The 16,525-nt window shown below is 74.0% G+C and carries 13 protein-coding genes and 2 pseudogenes; 8 read left to right on the top strand and 7 right to left on the bottom strand.

The annotated features are described in order from the left end of the window. Nucleotides 1-420: 420 nt before the first annotated feature. The 3 genes and pseudogenes from pssA to glp all read right to left on the bottom strand — a co-directional run bounded on the left by pssA (nucleotide 421) and on the right by glp (nucleotide 3,679). On the bottom strand, nucleotides 421-1,392 hold the full coding sequence (gene pssA, locus ACFXGA_RS02815; RefSeq protein WP_378083750.1) for a CDP-diacylglycerol--serine O-phosphatidyltransferase: 972 nt from the start codon (nucleotides 1,390-1,392) through the stop codon (nucleotides 421-423). Nucleotides 1,393-1,582: 190 nt separating this feature from the next. Then, nucleotides 1,583-2,290, bottom strand: a pseudogene (locus ACFXGA_RS02810) (phosphatidylserine decarboxylase); the annotation flags it as partial. 174 nt (nucleotides 2,291-2,464) lie between these two features. Further along, nucleotides 2,465-3,679: a gephyrin-like molybdotransferase Glp gene (gene glp, locus ACFXGA_RS02805; protein WP_378083748.1), complete on the bottom strand. Its 1,215-nt coding sequence runs from the start codon at nucleotides 3,677-3,679 to the stop codon at nucleotides 2,465-2,467. Between the two features lie 54 nt (nucleotides 3,680-3,733). Here glp and ACFXGA_RS02800 point away from each other — a divergent pair, with 54 nt between their 5' ends. The 5 genes from ACFXGA_RS02800 to ACFXGA_RS02780 all read left to right on the top strand — a co-directional run bounded on the left by ACFXGA_RS02800 (nucleotide 3,734) and on the right by ACFXGA_RS02780 (nucleotide 9,249). After that, nucleotides 3,734-4,378, top strand: coding sequence for an AIM24 family protein (locus tag ACFXGA_RS02800; RefSeq protein WP_378083817.1), 645 nt, complete (start codon nucleotides 3,734-3,736; stop codon nucleotides 4,376-4,378). An 81-nt stretch (nucleotides 4,379-4,459) separates the two neighbouring features. Beyond that, the gene (locus ACFXGA_RS02795) at nucleotides 4,460-4,666 is read left to right on the top strand and encodes a cold-shock protein (protein ID WP_033443686.1); all 207 of its coding nucleotides are present in this window, start codon (nucleotides 4,460-4,462) and stop codon (nucleotides 4,664-4,666) included. Between the two features lie 147 nt (nucleotides 4,667-4,813). Beyond that, nucleotides 4,814-6,067 carry a serine/threonine-protein kinase gene (locus ACFXGA_RS02790; protein ID WP_378083747.1) on the top strand — a complete coding sequence of 418 codons (1,254 nt, stop codon included), beginning with the start codon at nucleotides 4,814-4,816 and terminating at the stop codon, nucleotides 6,065-6,067. 216 nt (nucleotides 6,068-6,283) lie between these two features. Beyond that, entirely contained in the window at nucleotides 6,284-7,906 is a 1,623-nt protein-coding gene (groL, locus tag ACFXGA_RS02785; RefSeq protein WP_378083745.1) for a chaperonin GroEL, read from the top strand. A gap of 563 nt (nucleotides 7,907-8,469) precedes the next feature. Then, entirely contained in the window at nucleotides 8,470-9,249 is a 780-nt protein-coding gene (locus ACFXGA_RS02780) for a phosphodiesterase (RefSeq protein WP_378083744.1), read from the top strand. Nucleotides 9,250-9,510: 261 nt separating this feature from the next. Here ACFXGA_RS02780 and ACFXGA_RS02775 read toward each other — a convergent pair whose 3' ends face one another. The 4 genes from ACFXGA_RS02775 to ACFXGA_RS02760 all read right to left on the bottom strand — a co-directional run bounded on the left by ACFXGA_RS02775 (nucleotide 9,511) and on the right by ACFXGA_RS02760 (nucleotide 14,127). Beyond that, nucleotides 9,511-12,525 carry a CHAT domain-containing protein gene (locus tag ACFXGA_RS02775; RefSeq protein WP_378083741.1) on the bottom strand — a complete coding sequence of 1,005 codons (3,015 nt, stop codon included), beginning with the start codon at nucleotides 12,523-12,525 and terminating at the stop codon, nucleotides 9,511-9,513. A gap of 121 nt (nucleotides 12,526-12,646) precedes the next feature. Further along, complete coding sequence (locus ACFXGA_RS02770) at nucleotides 12,647-13,069, bottom strand: carboxypeptidase regulatory-like domain-containing protein (protein ID WP_378083815.1); 423 nt, start codon at nucleotides 13,067-13,069, stop codon at nucleotides 12,647-12,649. Between the two features lie 59 nt (nucleotides 13,070-13,128). Then, on the bottom strand, nucleotides 13,129-13,734 hold the full coding sequence (locus ACFXGA_RS02765) for an RNA polymerase sigma factor (protein WP_378083740.1): 606 nt from the start codon (nucleotides 13,732-13,734) through the stop codon (nucleotides 13,129-13,131). Nucleotides 13,735-13,917: 183 nt separating this feature from the next. After that, entirely contained in the window at nucleotides 13,918-14,127 is a 210-nt protein-coding gene (locus ACFXGA_RS02760; RefSeq protein ID WP_378083737.1) for a hypothetical protein, read from the bottom strand. Nucleotides 14,128-14,258: 131 nt separating this feature from the next. Here ACFXGA_RS02760 and ACFXGA_RS02755 point away from each other — a divergent pair, with 131 nt between their 5' ends. The 3 genes and pseudogenes from ACFXGA_RS02755 to ACFXGA_RS02745 form a co-directional block, all read left to right on the top strand. Next, entirely contained in the window at nucleotides 14,259-14,912 is a 654-nt protein-coding gene (locus tag ACFXGA_RS02755) for a copper homeostasis protein CutC (RefSeq protein WP_378083734.1), read from the top strand. Nucleotides 14,913-15,016: 104 nt separating this feature from the next. Further along, nucleotides 15,017-16,291 carry an extracellular solute-binding protein gene (locus tag ACFXGA_RS02750; RefSeq protein WP_378083733.1) on the top strand — a complete coding sequence of 425 codons (1,275 nt, stop codon included), beginning with the start codon at nucleotides 15,017-15,019 and terminating at the stop codon, nucleotides 16,289-16,291. Beyond that, a pseudogene (locus tag ACFXGA_RS02745) lies at nucleotides 16,291-16,525 on the top strand (hypothetical protein); the annotation flags it as partial. The gene ACFXGA_RS02750 and the pseudogene ACFXGA_RS02745, both read left to right, overlap by 1 nt.

Here is a 16,525-nt window from a genome sequence, read left to right as displayed (position 1 = left end):
GGGGTGAGCGTAGTTGGGGCCGACGGCCGAGGCGGGACGGTCCACCCACCCCCGACGCCGCGAGCCGGACTCCGCCAGCCCCACCTCGCCGGGCCAGGCTCTACCCACTCGCACGGACGCACCGGCTCGCGCTCACCTCACCGACTCACCCGGCCCGGCGGCGTTCCTCGCGGATGCGTCCGACGGGGCCGCACCCGACTCACCGGCACGTGGCGAGCGGCTTAGCGGGTCGACCCCGGAGCGGGGGTCGGGGACCCGGCGGCGGCCCGGCGAGGCGACGGTTGGGGTTGCCGGCCTCGTTGTTTCAACCGACGTTCGAGGCCGTCAATAACGGCGTTTTGGAAGATGGCCGCGTCGAGATTCACCCGATCGTGAACGCCGTCGACCACCAAAACCGCAGCTCAACCCCACCATACCGGCCTACGGCCGATCATGCCTCCGCAAGCCGATCTGCCGCCACCCCCGCCGCTTCCCCGGCCGCGCCTGCCCGTTCGTCTCCGCCGCCACCTGCGTCGGATCGACCGTCCGCCGCGGCCGCCGCACGGCACGCATCGCGGCACCCGCGACGCGACCCCCGAGCGGCTGCCGCAGGCCCAACCGCCGTGCCGCCACGCCGTGCGCACGCTTGATCGCCCGCCGGTCCGCCGCCGGCACCGACCACGCCTCCGGGTGCTTCGCCAGCCACCGGTACCGGCGCACCGAGTACGGCAGGTGCCCGAGGTACACGAGCATCGCCGCGATCAGCGCCACCAGCGGGAACGTGATCACGGCCGCGGCCAGCAGGCCGACCATCACCAGCAACGGCGCGACGAAGCGCGGCGCCACCTTGATGGTCTTCACCGACAACGTCGGGATGCGGCTGACCAGCAGCAACGCGATCCCGACCGTCCACACGGCGACGACCGGCTGGCTGGACCACCACCCGGACCGGCCGAGCTGCTCGTCCAGGATCAGCGGCAGCAGCAGCAACAACCCGCCGGCCGGCGCGGGCACGCCGACGAAGAACTCCTTCGTGAACGCCGGCTGCTCGACCTCCAGCAGCGTGTTGAACCGCGCCAACCGCAGCACCATGCACACCGCGAAGATCAACGCCACGACCCAGCCCTCACGGCTGGAGTCGAACTTCCACACGTAGATCACCAACGCGGGCGCGACGCCGAACGAGATCGCGTCGGCCAACGAGTCCAGCTCCGCGCCCATCTTGCTGGTCGCGTCGAGCAGCCGGGCGATCCGCCCGTCCAGCCCGTCGAACACGGCCGCCGCGGCGATCGAGCCGATCGCCGCCCCGTACATCCCGGTGATCGCGAAGTGCACGGCCGACAACCCCGCGCACATCGCGAGGACCGTGATGGCGTTCGGCAGCAGCCTGATCCCCGGCCCGCTGGGAGCCATCCGCTCAGCCCTCCGCGGGAGAATGGGCCGCCGAACCACCGGCCGCCGAACCGGAACCCGCCGAACCGGAACCCGCCGAACCGGAACCCGCCGAACCGGAACCCGTCGAACCGGAACCCGTCGAACCGGAACCCGTCGAACCCTCGGCCGGCAGCGACCCGGCCACCGAACCCTCCGGCGCGGGGAACCCGGCCGACGGCAGCTCGGCCAGCACGGTCTCGCCGCCGATCGTCCGCTGCCCCGCCTCCACCAGCACCCGGCTGCCGGTCGGCACGTACAGGTCCACCCGCGACCCGAACCGGATCAGCCCGTACGTCTGCCCGACCGCCACCTTGTCGCCCTCGGCGACCTCGCACACGATCCGCCGCGCCACCAGGCCCGCGATCTGCACGACCACCACGTCGTGCCCGGCCGGCGTGCTCAACCACACCGTGTTGCGCTCGTTGTCCTCGCTTGCCTTGTCCAGGTCGGCGGACAGGAACTTGCCCGGCCGGTACGACACCTGCCGCACCAGACCGGCCACCGGCACGCGCTGCACGTGCACGTCGAACACCGACAGGAACACGCTGATCCGGGTCATCGGCGCGGACCCGAGCCCCAGCTCGGCGGGCGGCGCGGCCTCGACCACGTGCGACACCGTGCCGTCGGCCGGCGCCACCGCGACGCCGGGCCGGGTGGGCGTGGTGCGCCGGGGTTCGCGGAAGAACCACGCGACCCACCCGGTCAGCAGCGCGCCCACGACGCCGGCGCGCTTGGAGTAGCGGCGCAGCAGCAGTGTCGCCACGGCGGCGCCTGCCACGAACGGGCGGCCCGCGGGGTGCATCGGGGGGACGATCCCCCGGGCGAGCTGGAGGAAGTGGGAGACGGCACCACTGTGCTTGTCGCGATCGACGGTCATGGCTCTTCCGTGTCAGGGCAGTGCTTCCGGCCCGCCACACGCTACGCGGCTCCGCCGGCCCGCGTCCGGCCCGCCCGTGCGTCCCCCGACGAACGCACGGACCGACCGGCGCTCCGATCACCCCGAGTGTAAGCCGGGTCACACGGTTGATCAACGCCGACGGTCAGCCCGACGTCACTCTCCGTGCAGGAGGCGGACCACGACCTCGTCGCCCGCCGCCAGCTCCGTCACGTCCTCCGGCACCTCGATCAGGCAGTTGCTCACCGCCAACGCCGACAGCAGGTGCGACCCCGGCCCGCCGACCGGCGTCACCACGCGCCCCGACTCCGGGTCGTACGCGCCGCGCCGGAACTGCGTCCGCCCCGCCGGCGACGTCACCGGCGCGCTCAACCGCGCCACCGCCGCCGGCCGCTCCACCTCCGCGAACCCCATCGCCGCCCGCAACGCCGGCCGGACGAACACCTCGAACGACACCTGCGCGCTCACCGGGTTCCCCGGCAGCGTCGCCACCGCCACCCCCCGGTAGCGCCCCGCGCCCTGCGGCCCGCCCGGCTGCATCGCGACCTTCGTGAACTCCACCCCGCGCCCGGTGAACGCGTCCTTCACCACCTCGTACGCCCCCGCGCTCACCCCGCCCGACGTGAGCAGCAGGTCCACCGACGCCAACCGCGGCGCGATCGCCTCGTGGAACCGCTCCACGTCGTCCGGCACGAACCGCAGCAGCTCCGCCTCGCCGCCCGCCTCCCGCACCGCCGCGGCCAGCATCACGCCGTTCGACTCGTAGATCCGCCCCGGCGCCAACTCCTCGCCCGGGCCCACCAGCTCCGACCCCGTCGACAGCACCAGCACCCTCGGACGCCGCCGCACCGGCAGCGACCCGAACCCCAACGCCGCCGCCAACCCCAACTGCGCCGGACCCAGCACCGCGCCCGCCCGCAGCACGGTCGCGCCCACGGCCACGTCGTCCGCCCGCCGCCGCACGTTCGCGCCGACCGCCACCGGCCGGTCCACCCGCACCACCGACGTGCCGCCGTCGGTCCACTCCACCTGCACCACGGCGTCCGCGCCCGCCGGCACCGGCGCGCCCGTCATGATCCGGTGCGCCGTCCCCGCCGCCAGCGGACCCGACGCCGCCCGCCCCGCCGGGATGTCCTCCACCACCGGCAACTCCACCGGAGCCGCCGCCACGTCGGCCGCGCGCACCGCGTAACCGTCCATCGCCGAGTTGTCGAACGGCGGCAACGGCACCGTCGCCACCAGGTCCTCGGCCAGCACCAGGCCCAGGCAGTCCGCGAGCGGCGACCGCACCACGGGCATCACCCCGACCAGCCCCGCCACGCGGGCTTTGTGATCAGCGACTCGGGTCAGCGCGTTCGACACGCGTCCCATCCTGCCGCGCCCGTGGCAGACTGCTCCAACCGGCTGATCACGACAGGGGGCACGTTGCAGGTCCGGACCCGCCACACCCCGACCTTCGGGGTGGCCCGACTCGTCCTGGCGCCCGGTGAGCCGGTCGCGGTCGAGCGCTCGTCCGTGCTCGCCACCAGCTACGGCGTCACCGTCGACGGGCGCACCAAGGCGCCCGGCGTCAACGCCGCGCTGTGCACTGCGGGCCCCGAGGGCGGCTGGGTGGACGTCGCCCCCGCCCTGCCCGGCGACCTGCACGTCCTCGAACTGGAGGGCGCCACCGGCTGGTGCGTCGCCCGCGACAGCTGGCTCGCCTGCGCCGCCACCGCCCGCCTCGACCCGACCGCGCCGCCCGTGCGCGCCCTGCACGGCGGCGACCACGGGTTCCTCACCTACGCCTTCGGCGCGGGCCCCGTCGTGCTGAGCTGCTACGGCACCCTCGACGTGGTCACCCTCGACCCCGGCGAACTGGTCACCGTCGCCGGCGGCCACGTGGTCGCGTTCGCCGACACCGTCCAGTGCCGGCTGCGCGCCGTTTCGCCCGACGCGCCCCAATCCGTGCGGAATGGCGAAGGGCTGGTCCTCGACTTCGCCGGACCCGGACTCGTGCTCACCCGGACCCGCAGCCCGCGCGGACTCGTCAGTTGGTTGCGCGACAACGGATTCAGCGTCCGCTCATGACTCCATAAGGAGGTATCGGCGAACCCCCTCCTGCCTCTAGCGTGGCGGTTTGCTCAGGGTATTTCTCAAAGGGAGGACGTCTTGGCTGTCGGCACGGTCAAGTGGTTCAACTCGGAGAAGGGCTACGGATTCATCGCCGCGGACGGCGGGCCGGATGTGTTCGTGCACTACTCGGCGATCCAGATGGAAGGCTTCCGGACGCTGGCCGAGGGCGACCGCGTGGAATTCGAGATCCAGGCGGGGCGCGACGGCCGCAGCCAGGCGTCGGACGTGCGGAAGGCGCCGTGATTCCCGCCCGACCCGCCCCGCGGCGGGTCGGGCCGCCTCCCCCAGGCCGGCGCGCGCGGCGGGCTCCCCGTCCGCTCGGCGCTCCCGCTGGTCCGTTTGCCGGGAACCCCGCGCAAAGCCCGGTGCGCGGACGTTAGGCTCCGTCGCGTGTCGGAGGACCTGAGCGGGCGACGGCTGGGGCACTACCGGATCGACGGGGTGCTCGGCCGCGGTGGCATGAGCGTGACCTACAAGGCCACGGACGTCAGGCTCGGTCGCAAGGTCGCCCTGAAGGTCATCGGCGAGCACCTCACCGCGGACGCCGAGTTCCGCGAGCGGTTCGTCGACGAGGCCCGCAACACCTCGGCGATCGACCACGCCAACATCGTGCCGCTCTACGACTTCGACGAGGTCGACGGGCTGCTCTACATCGCCATGCGGCTGGTCGACGGCCAGGACCTCGCCAGCCACATCAAGGACGGCCCCCTCTCGCCCGCGCGCACCCTCGCGCTGCTCGGCCAGGTCGCCGAAGCGCTCGACATGCTGCACGGCAAGGGCCTCGTCCACCTCGACGTGAAACCCGCCAACGTGCTCGTCACCACCAAGGAAGCCGCGGGCGAGCACGTCTACCTCGCCGACTTCGGCCTCACCCGGCGCGGCGCCACCGGCCACCGCACCCGCACCGGCGACTTCCTCGGCTCGCCGACCTACGCCGCGCCCGAGCACCTGCGCGGCGAACCCCTCGACGGCCGCACCGACCAGTACGCGCTGGCGTGCATGGTGTTCGCCTGCCTGTCCGGCCGGCCGCCGTTCCAGGGCAGCGTGCAGGACGTCATCCAGGGCCACCTCGGCGCGGAGATCCCCTCGCTGACCGCGATGGTCGCGCTCCCGCCCGCCATCGACGACGTGCTGCGCAAGGGCACCGCCAAGGACCCGGCCCAGCGGTACGGCTCGTGCGTCGAGCTGATCGCCGCCGCGCGGGCCGCCCTGTCCGGCGCGCCCCAGGGCTCCCCGCCGCCGCGCCGCACCGACTCCGGCGCGGTGCCGATCGGCCCGCAGACCGGCGGCGTGCCCGTGCCGCCGCAGGGCGCGCAGTACCGGCCGCCCTACCCGCAGCAGCACCAGCCGCCGCAGCAGCAGCCGCCCGGGTTCCTCCAGGAGCCGGTCCGGCTGCGCCCGCCCGCGCAGGTCGGCGCGAGCGCGTTCACGAGCACCGCCAAGTCCCGGCCCGCGTGGTTCGCGCCCGTGCTCGCGGGCGCGGTCGCGATCGTGCTGATCGTCATCCTCGTGGTGATCCTCACGCCGAAGGATGAACCTCCGCGCCAGGGCGGCAGCGAGGGCACGACCCAGTCCATCGAGGTCGGGGGCACGTCGAGCGACAAACCGCTGCCCACCAGCGTGCCCGTGCGCACCTCCCGCTGACCTGCTCTTCTTGCACTCTCCTCCGTCGAGTGCTAAACACGGTGTTGGCACTCGGACCACCTGAGTGCCAACACGCAGGCTGGGACGGTGAGGCCCGTCCCCACCAGGGGGCTGGTCGTCCGTCGCGGGCACCGAGCCTGGCCGAAGCACCGTGTTCCGCTGCGGGCGCGCGTCCGCAGTGGCCCCATTCGTAATCAGGCGGAGGAACACACCGCAATGGCCAAGATGATCGCGTTCGACGAGGATGCCCGCCGCGGTCTCGAGCGTGGCATGAACACTCTCGCCGACGCCGTCAAGGTGACGCTCGGCCCCAAGGGCCGCAACGTCGTGCTCGAGAAGAAGTGGGGCGCGCCGACCATCACCAACGACGGCGTCTCCATCGCCAAGGAGATCGAGCTCGAGGACCCGTGGGAGAAGATCGGGGCCGAGCTCGTCAAGGAAGTGGCGAAGAAGACCGACGACGTCGCGGGTGACGGCACCACGACCGCCACCGTGCTGGCCCAGGCCCTGGTCCGCGAGGGCCTGCGCAACGTGGCCGCGGGCGCCAACCCGCTCGGCCTGAAGCGCGGCATCGAGAAGGCCGTCGAGGCCGTGACCGAGCAGCTGCTGAAGACCGCCAAGGAGGTCGAGACCAAGGAGCAGATCGCCGCCACGGCGTCCATCTCCGCGGGCGACTCGACCATCGGCGAGCTGATCGCCGAGGCCATGGACAAGGTCGGCAAGGAAGGCGTCATCACCGTCGAGGAGAGCAACGCGCTCGGGCTCGAGCTGGAGCTCACCGAGGGCATGCGCTTCGACAAGGGCTACATCTCCGGTTACTTCGTGACCGACCCCGAGCGCCAGGAAGCGGTCCTCGAGGACCCGTACATCCTGCTCTACGGCTCGAAGATCTCGTCGGTCAAGGACCTGCTCCCGCTGCTGGAGAAGGTCATGCAGGGCGGCAAGCCGCTGCTGATCATCTCCGAGGACGTCGAGGGCGAGGCCCTGGCCACCCTGGTCGTCAACAAGATCCGCGGCACGTTCAAGTCCGTCGCCGTCAAGGCGCCCGGCTTCGGCGACCGCCGCAAGGCGATCCTCCAGGACATCGCCATCCTCACCGGCGGCCAGGTCATCACCGAGGACGTCGGCCTCAAGCTGGAGAACGCCGACCTGTCGCTGCTGGGCAAGGCCCGCAAGGTCGTCGTGACCAAGGACGAGACCACCGTCGTCGAGGGCGCGGGCGACCCGGAGCAGATCCAGGGCCGCGTCAACCAGATCCGCGCCGAGATCGAGAAGTCGGACTCCGACTACGACCGCGAGAAGCTGCAGGAGCGCCTGGCGAAGCTCGCCGGCGGTGTCGCGGTGATCAAGGCCGGCGCCGCCACCGAGGTGGAGCTGAAGGAGCGCAAGCACCGCATCGAGGACGCGGTGCGCAACGCCAAGGCCGCCGTCGAGGAGGGCATCGTCGCCGGTGGTGGCGTCGCGCTGCTCCAGGCCGCCGAGATCGCGTTCCAGGGCCTGAACCTGGAGGGCGACGAGGCGACCGGCGCGAACATCGTCAAGGTCGCCGTCGAGGCCCCGTTGAAGCAGATCGCCGTGAACGCCGGCCTCGAGGGCGGCGTCGTGGTGGAGAAGGTCAAGGGCCTGCCCGTGGGCCACGGCCTCAACGCCGCGACCGGCGCGTACGAGGACCTGCTGGCGGCCGGCGTGCCGGACCCGACGAAGGTCACCCGCTCGGCGCTGCAGAACGCCGCGTCGATCGCCGCCCTGTTCCTCACCACGGAGGCCGTGGTGGCCGACAAGCCGGAGAAGGCCAGCGCCGCCCCGGCCGTCCCGGACGCCGGCGGCATGGACTTCTGATCGGACCTCGGGTCACCCGACCCGGTCCCGATCGGCCGAAGTCTCGAAGGGGCCCGGTTGGCCCCCGGCGACCCGGGCCCGGGGCCGGCCCGGGGGGGGGTGTTGGGTCGGAAGCCGCCCCCCCCGCGCCGCCCCCCCCGCCCCCGCCGCGGTACCTCCCCGGGGGGCGCGCCCCCCCCGCCCCCCCCCCGGCCCCCTTCGCCGTGCCGGGGGTGGAATGGTGGTCCGTAGCCCTCCCCGCACTGCCCCTCACGGCCTCGGATACACGATCGGGTGAGATCGGCCGGAAAGTGTACGGAAACACCGTTACCGCACCTCGGTTAAAACGAGACCGAACCCCGAACCACCCGGCCTGCCCATCCACCCCCGATCCCCGCCTCCCACCACCCGCCACCTAGCCGCCCACCCGCCCCGCCACCCGTCGACCGCTACCCAGCCACCCACTCCACGCCCATCCCACACTCGCCGCCCCGCCGTCCCGACACCCGCCGCCTCCCACCCGCCGACCCGCCGGCCCGACAGGGCATGCCGCAGGCCCGACCCCCCGGACTGGAGTTGACCACGTGCTCATCGCGCACCTGAGCGACCCGCACCTGCGGACCGATGCCCTGGCCGCCGAACCGGCCGCTTCGCTGCGCCTGGCGCTGGGCCGCGTGCTTGCGCTGGACCCGCGGCCCGACTGCGTGGTGATCACGGGCGACCTGGCGGACCACGGGCAGGTCGCCGACTACGAGCAGCTGCGCGACCTGATCGGCGACTTCCCCCTGCCGCTGCACCTGACCACCGGCAACCACGACGACCCGCGGGCGTTGGTGGAGGTGTTCGGCGGCACGGCGTTGCTCGGCGGTGGGACGTCGGCGCGGTACGCGGTCGCCCACCCCGGCTTCACGGTGATCGCGCTGGACTCGTGGCGGCCGGACGGGCCGGCCGGGTGGCTCGGTGACGAGCAGTTGGCCTGGCTCGACGGCGTGCTGGGGGAGCGGCCCGAGGTGCCGGCGTTCGTCTGCCTGCACCACCCGCCCGTGGCGGTCGGGATCCCGCTCCTCGACGGCATGCGGCTGGAGGACGGGCCGGCGCTGGGTGCCGTGCTCGCCCGGCACGGCAACGTGGCCCGGATCCTGGCCGGGCACGTGCACCGGGCGATCAGCGTGCCGTTCGCGGGCACGGAGGTGTCGGTCTCGCCCAGCACGTACCGGCAGACGTCGCTCACGCTGCGCGCCGACCGGCAGACCGGGTACCTCGCCGAGCCCACCGGTTTCCTGCTGCACGTCGGGACCGAGTCGGGGTTCGCCACGCACACCGTGGCGGTGAGCCACGCGGGGGCGTTGCTCGGCGGGTTTTGAGCCCTGGCAGGCCCGTGACGCCCGACGCCCGTGGCGAGCAGGCCCCGTGGCGAGCGGACCCGCGACGCGCGGCCCCGTGGCGAGCAGACCCGTGACGCGCGGCCCCCGTGACGAGCAGACCCCGTGACGAGCGAGCCCTGGGGAACGGCGGACCGCGTGGGTGGGTGACTGGTCGGGGACGGGCGGGAGATGGGGTGAGTGCGGGGTGAGCGGTGGTCGGGTGGGGTGGGCGGCAGGTCGGGGGAAGGGCATGGGGTGGGGTTAGCCGCCGAAGCACACGAACGGGCGGCGGAGGGGGTCGGTGGCGGTTGCTTCGGCCAGGGCGTGGGGTAGTGGTTTGCCGGTGGCGACGGCCGCGTGGAACGTTGCCATGGTGTGCGCGGCGGCCCGGTCGCCCACCTTGTTGACCGCGGCCACCACGGTGCGCGACCCGCTCGCCAGCAGCGCGCCGGCGAAGCCCAGCGCCTCGTCGCCGGGCCGGATGTGGCTCAGCGCCAGCGAGCACGCGGCCAGCACGACCTGCTCGGGCGCGGTGCGGAGGCGGGCGGTTTCGTGGGCGAACAGGGGACCGTCGACGAGTTCCAACCGGGAGAACAGGGCGTTGTCGGTGACGTGCTCGCCGTGCGCGGCCAGGTGCGCGAGCCGCGCGCCGTCCAGGCTCGCCAGGACGTCATTCACTGCTTCGGGTGTCACTGCATCGGGGTAGGTGGCGCGCAGGTCGCTCACCTCGCCGACGACCTCCGGCAGCCCCGGCCCGCCGACCAGCACGACCCGGGTCGCGGACGTCGGCGTGGACACCGAGGTCAGCCACGCGGTCGCCGAGGGCGCGACGACGACCGGCCGGCCGCGCAGCGACGGCAGCGCGTGCCACGGCACCGCGTACAGCTCACCGGTCGGCACGACGACCAGCTCGCGCCGGCCGACCAGCCCGGCCAGCGGCCCCATCAGGGCTTCGTCCAGCCGCTCGGCGCGCAGCGCGGCGGATGCCGCGACGGCCCCCGCCAGCGCCGGCGGGAGGTGGTCGGGGGCGAGCACGTCCACGTCGGCGTGCAGTTGCCGGACGTCCTCGAACAGCTCCGCGGCCCGACCCAGCCGTACGAGCGTCGCCCCGCCCGCCACCAGGACCACGGCCGACAGCACGTCGCGGTGGGTCACGAAGCTCACCAGGGCACGGTCACCCAATGCGGCACGGATGGCGGCCACACCGGCCACGGGGCGTGGTCGGCCCCACACGCTCGTGTGCCACCCCAGTCGCGCCACCTCGCGGTGCAGCTCGTCCAGCCGATCCTCCAGCTCGGCGACCGGCCGGCCGTCCAACCGGGCCTGTTGCACGGCGCGCGACAACGACCGCGACTGCGCCACCCGCCGCGCCAGCACCGGGTCGTCGATGGCCGGCAGCGGCTCGTACCGGTAGACCTGCGCCCGCGTCCGCTCCAGCCAGTCGAAGGTCGCCTCGGCGTCGCCGTCGTGCTCCAGCACCAGCCCGACGGCCAGTTCGCCCAGCTCACGGCCGTGCACGGCGGTGCCGCACAGCAGGTCGAGGCCGCCCATTCGGTCGCGCACGCGCCCCAGCTCGGCCAGCCCCTCCTCGGCCTCCCGCAACGCGCGCCCCGGCTCGCCGACGGCCACCGCCAGCTCGGCCCGGCACAGCCGCAGCAGCATCCGGTGGTCGACCGGCGTGATCGGACCCGGCTCCGGCACCCGGTCGAGCACCGCGCGGGCGGTGGCCGGGTCGCCCCGGCGGATCGCGGTTCGCACGGCGAGCAGGCGCGCCACGGCCGCCTCGTCGGTCAGGCCGGCGGCGGTCAGCCGGTCGGCCAGCCGGGTCGCGCGGGCCGGTGTGACGCGGGCGGGTCCGCGCGACCGCCGCGCGGCGAGCGCCGGACCGCCGGGGCGGGCAGCCGCCGAGCCATCGGGTTGGGCAGCCGCCGAGCCGCCGGGACGGAAGCCCGCCGCGCCATCCGCGCGGGGAACCGCCGAGCCGCCGGGACGGGAGACCGCCGAGCCATCGAGCCGGGTGGCCGCCGGACCGCCGGGGTGAGCGGCCGCCGAAATACCCGGATGAGGGATGAATGTTCCCCCGGACGGGGATCCGGCCGAGGCGGACGAGGGCTCGGCAGCAGCGAAGGGGGATTCGGCGGACGGGGGCGCGGGTCGCGCGGGAGCGGGCAGAGACGGGACAGGAGGGGGTGAGGGCTCGGCGGGAGGGGGTTCGGCGGGCGGTGGGGCGGGTTCCGCGTCGGGGGAGGCGGTGTCGGGGGTGGCGGCGGTGTCGGGGGAGGCGGTGGTGTCGGGGGAGGCGGTGGCGGCGAAGTCGGCGCGCAGCCGCATCAGGGCCGCCAGCTCGGCCCACGACCGGCTGCCCCGCCGCCGGAACCGGCGTTGGGCCTGGTCCGCCAGCTGACGCGCGGTCGCCGGGTCGCCTTGCAGCAGCGCCGCCGCGGCACGCGCCAGCTCGGCCTCCGCCAGGTCCTGCCCCACGCGCCGCCGCCGCAGCACGACCAGCGCCTCGTCCAGGTGCCCGGCCGCCTCGTCCGCCAACCCGGCGGCGAGCATCACCCGCGCCCGGTCGATCCGGGTCCGCGCCACCAGGTCGGGCGCGAGCACCCGGAACATCCGCTCCGCCTGCTCGTGGTGCGCCAGCGACCGGGGCACGTCACCGGTCAGGTGCGCGACGTCGCCGAGGTTCCCCAGCGCCTTCGCCTTCAACAGCGGCAGGTCGTCGGCCTCGGCCAGCTCGATCGTGCGCCCCAGGTCGCGCTCCGCGGCCTCCGGCAGGCCGAACGCGATGGTGGTCAACCCGCGGTTCATCAGGGCCGTCGCCAGCGTCGTCGCGCCGACCGCGCCGGCCGCCCACCCGGCCTCCAGCTCGCGCACCGACTCGTCGTGCAGCGCGAGGGCCTCGGCGGTCCGCCCCGCCCGGTGCAGGATGAGCGCTTCCTGGTCCTTCACGATCGCCCGCAGGCCGACCGCGTCCCGCCCCTCGGGCAGCGTCGCGATCAACCCGTCCGCCGTCCGCAGCCGCGCCAGGCCGTCCTCGACCGAGTCGGTCTCGGCCTCGCCGTACGAGAGGGTGATCAGGATCCGGATGCGGACCGTGGTCACTTCGACGTCCGACGACATCACCGGCAGTGCCCGCAGGCCGCGCCGCAGCAGGGTCACCGCTTCCGCGGGCCGCCCGGCCGACGCCGCACGGTAGGCCCGTCCGTGCAGGTCCCTGGCGGCTTCGAGGGCGTCCGCCGAGCGCGGGGAGGTCGACGGGGCAGCACGAGGCACGGGCACGTCCTTAATGCCAGCACACGGAACGTGGCCGAGAAGCCGTCTTGTGGAGGTTCTGCGTGAGCCGAACGGATCACTCTCCGTGAGCGCCCTGCCGGTCGACCCACCGCGGCGGGCGCTACAACATGATCGTCGGCGTGACGACCGTCCGGCCGGGCTCGCCCCGCGAGTCGACCAGGTGCACCACGATCTGCGTGGTGCCGGCGGGCACGTCGGACAGCACGAACCGGCCGCCGTCGTCGGCCTTGGTGGTGCTGGACTCGTGCTCGGCCACCCGTACCTCGACGGTGTGCTCGCCGGCGGGCACGAGCCAGCCGTCGATGCGGTGCCGCGCGCCGGTCGAGGTGAAGTTCACCATCAACGTCAGGTTGTCCACCGTGAAGGTGATCGTGCCGGGGCTGCCCCCGCGCACCCCCGCGAACGAGCCCGCGCGTTCCCAGCGGGCCACCTCGACGTCCAGGTTCTCCAGCGCCACCGCGAACTGGATCCGTTCGACGAGCCCCGGTGGGGGCGCGTCCAACTCGTACACCAGGCGGTTCAGTTCCGTGAGGACAGCGGTGTCCTCTTGGCCTCTGCGGTCATCGCGCGGGTCGATGTCGTTCACCGCGATCCTCCTTCCGCGTCGAGATGTGTGCGCAACATGGTCAGGCACCGGCCCCGGGTGGGGCCGATGCTGCCGCGTGGCATGGACAGTGCCTCGGCGACCGCGCGGTACTCCGCCCGGCCGGCCAGCACGGTGAGTCGCAGGAGTTCCTGGCACCTCTGCGACAGTCGGCCGAACGCCCGCCACAGCCGGTGGTCGCGGTCGTCGACCAGGGCGGCGTCCTCGGGCAGGCCGTACTCGCTCTCCAGTTGTTCCGCCAGCTCGTCGCTCAGCGCCGCCTCGCGGCGAGCCGGTGTCCAGGTCCGTTGGGCCTCGCGGCGCGTCGCGACGACGAGCCACCCGGCCAGGGCGCGCGGCTCGACCAGGCGGTCGAGGTGCCGCAGCAGCGCGAGCCAGACCGTCTGCACCACGTCCTCGGCGGTGCTGCGGTCCAGCCCGTGCCCGCGCGCCACGTGCCACACCAGCGGTGTCAGGTCGGCGACCAGCACGTCCAGCGCCCTGCGGTCGCCGTCGCGCGCGGCGACGACGCAGGCCGCGTGCCGGTCCGTCCCGTCGAGCCCTTCCCACGGTGGGCGCTCACCGGCCGTGCGCAGTTCTCCCACGTCGTCACCTCCTCCTCGGCGTCCCCCCAGCCGGAGCTGATCGTCACACACCGGTCCCGTGACCGGCGCGGCGGCGGTCCGCGATGCCCCCCTCGCACCGCGGACCGCCTCCCCCCAAGCGCGGTGGCCGCCGATCGACACCCCTCGAAGCCGACCGACCGCCACCCCCTCCCCCCGGAGGCTTCAGTCGCCGGCGACCGGCGTGGCGGTCACGTCGGCGGGCACGCCGTGGGTCTGGTGGTGCCCCGTCGGCGCGACCGGCAGGTCGTCGTCCGGCTGTTCGGTCGGGTCCACCCCGTCCGCGGGGCCCTCCCCGGCGAACTGCTCCTCCAGTTCGTCGGTGACGGCCCGTGCGGGGTCCAGCTCTTCGACGCCAGGCGGAGTGGCGCTCATGCGGCCTCCTCATTCGGGGTTGAGGACCGGTCATCAGATAAGGAGTGAGTAGTTCTACGGTGGATACACCTGCGCGCCTTAACAGTTCACGGAACAGCCCGGCCGGCCCACCGCGCACTATGGTCCAGACCATGCTCGAGGTCATCGCACTGGACGCCACCGACGCCGAGGCCGCGCAGGCCGGTGGCGCGGACCGGCTGGAACTCACCGTCGACATGGCCGCGGACGGGCTGACGCCGCCGGTCGCCGTGCTGCGCGACGTGCTCTCCGCGACCGACCTGCCGGTCCGCGTCATGCTCCGGGACGCGCCCGGGTTCGCGCCCGGCGACCTGGACCGCCTGCGGCGCGACGCCGCGGCGCTGCGTGAAGCGGGCGCGTCGGAGTTCGTGCTGGGCTTCCTCGACGCCGACGGGTGGGTGGACGAGGCGGCGTGCGCGGCCCTGGTCGCGGAGCTGGACGGGTGCGCGTGGACGTTCCACCGCGCGCTGGACAACTCGGCCGACCCGGAGGCGGCGTGGGGTGTGGTCACGCGGCTGGGCTGCGACACGGTCCTCGCCGCGGGCAGCGCGAAGGGCGTCGCGGACGGGTTCGGCGTGCTGGAGCGGCTGGCCGCCCGGCAGGGCGCGGCCCGGCTGCTCGTCGGCGGCGGGCTCAAGGCCGGGCACGTCGCCCCGCTGAAGGCCGTGGGCGTCACCGGGTTCCACGTCGGGAGCGCCGTGCGGCCAGGCGGGTGGGACGCCCCGGTGTCCGCCGACGCGGTCCGGACCTGGGCGAACTTGGTCTAGACCGCTTGCCGATCCGGACATTAGCATCGCCGTTGCTTCCCGTGAAATAGCCGTTGCAGATGACGCAACGCGCTGGGGTGCGACACACCGGAAAGGTGGGCGAGATGCGGTTCGCAGTAGCAGCGGTCGTGGGCGCCGTCGTGCTGGCCGGGTGCGCCCCGGTCCAGTCCGTCCCGGCGCCCGCCGGCGGCGACGAGCAGACCGGGCAGCTCCGGGTCTGGCTGTTCGACGAGGTCAACCGGGGCCCGAAGGAGGCCGTCGTCCGGGAGGCGGTCGCCGAGTTCGAGCAGGCGCACCAGGGCGTCACGGTGGACGTGCAGTACATCCAGGTGCAGACCCGCGCCGAGCGGTTCAAGGCCGCCTTCAGCGACCCGAGCAGCGCGCCCGACGTCGCCGAGTTCGGCAACACCGACCTGGCCGGCTACGTCGCGGGCGGCGGGTTCGCCGAACTCGACCTCGGCGACTGGCCGGACGCGAAGGACCTGCTGCCCGCCGTCCTGGACACCGGCAAGGTGGACGGGAAGGTCTACGGCGTGCCGTGGTTCGTCGGCGTGCGCGCGCTCTACTACCGCACCGACGTCTTCCGGGAGCTGAACCTCCAGCCGCCGGCCACGCTGGACGAGATCGCGCCGCTCGCCCGGCGGATCCGCGCCGCGAAGCCCGACCTGCTCGGCATCTCCGCCGGCGGCAAGTACACCTACGGCGCGCTGCCGTTCGTGTGGGCCAACGGCGGCGACATCGCCCGCAAGGACGGCGACCGGTACGTCGCGGCCATCGACAGCCCCGAGTCCAAGGCCGGCCTGCGCCAGTACACCGAGCTGATCGCGGACGACATCTGCCCGCCCGCCCAGTGCGCGGGCAACGGCGGCGACGCGAGCGTCGAGGCGTTCCGCGCCGGCAAGGCCGCGATGGTCGTCGGCGGCGACTTCAACCGCAAGTCGGTCGACGCCTCCGCCGCCGCGGGCAAGTACGCGGTCGTGCCGCTGCCCGGCAGGAAGGCGGGCGAGATCGCCCCCGCGTTCGCGGGCGGCAACCTGCTCGGCGTGCTGAAGGGCACCGAGCGCAGGACGCTGGCCGAGGACTTCGTGCGGCTGCTGGGCGGCAAGCAGTACCAGCGCAGGATGTTCGACGCCATGGGCAACCTGCCGACGTTCGCCGACGTGCAGGCCGAGGTGGCGAAGGCCAACCCGGTGCTGGAGCCGTTCATCGCGACCCTGGAGGCGGGCACGCGGTTCGTGCCGGTCACCCCGAACTGGGCCAAGATCGACGCGCAGGCCGTGCTGCCGACGCTGGTGCAGCAGGTCGCGGCCGGCGGGGAGGACCTCGACCGGGCCGCCGCGGCCGCCGCCGAGCAGATGAACGCCGCCTTCGGCTCGTGATGACCGCGCGCAAGGGCGACGGGCGGATCGCGTACGCCTACCTCGCCCCGGCCCTGCTGGTGCTGGTCGGGCTGATGGGCTACCCGATCTACCAGCTCGTGCTGATCTCCCTGTTCGACTACGGCCAGGAGCAGGGGAGCGGGGGCGCGCCCCGGTCCCGGACTGGGCGGGGCCCAAAACCCCCCCAGGTCGCCCGCCCGCGGGTCTGGTGGGGGGGGGGGGGGTCCGTCCGGG

Source organism: Actinosynnema sp. NPDC059335, assembly GCF_042752395.1.
In the GTDB taxonomy this organism is placed as follows: domain Bacteria; phylum Actinomycetota; class Actinomycetes; order Mycobacteriales; family Pseudonocardiaceae; genus Actinosynnema.
The sequence above is the reverse complement of the archived record's forward strand: the minus strand, read 5'-3'. Positions and strand labels throughout refer to the sequence as shown.

Coding starts and splice junctions, on each gene's coding strand:
- pssA (WP_378083750.1), bottom strand. CDS start 1,392: ATGGCTCCCAGCGGGCCGGGGATCAGGCTGCTGCCGAACGCCATCACG.
- ACFXGA_RS02750 (WP_378083733.1), top strand. CDS start 15,017: ATGCGGTTCGCAGTAGCAGCGGTCGTGGGCGCCGTCGTGCTGGCCGGG.
- ACFXGA_RS02755 (WP_378083734.1), top strand. CDS start 14,259: ATGCTCGAGGTCATCGCACTGGACGCCACCGACGCCGAGGCCGCGCAG.
- ACFXGA_RS02760 (WP_378083737.1), bottom strand. CDS start 14,127: ATGAGCGCCACTCCGCCTGGCGTCGAAGAGCTGGACCCCGCACGGGCC.
- groL (WP_378083745.1), top strand. CDS start 6,284: ATGGCCAAGATGATCGCGTTCGACGAGGATGCCCGCCGCGGTCTCGAG.
- glp (WP_378083748.1), bottom strand. CDS start 3,679: ATGGGACGCGTGTCGAACGCGCTGACCCGAGTCGCTGATCACAAAGCC.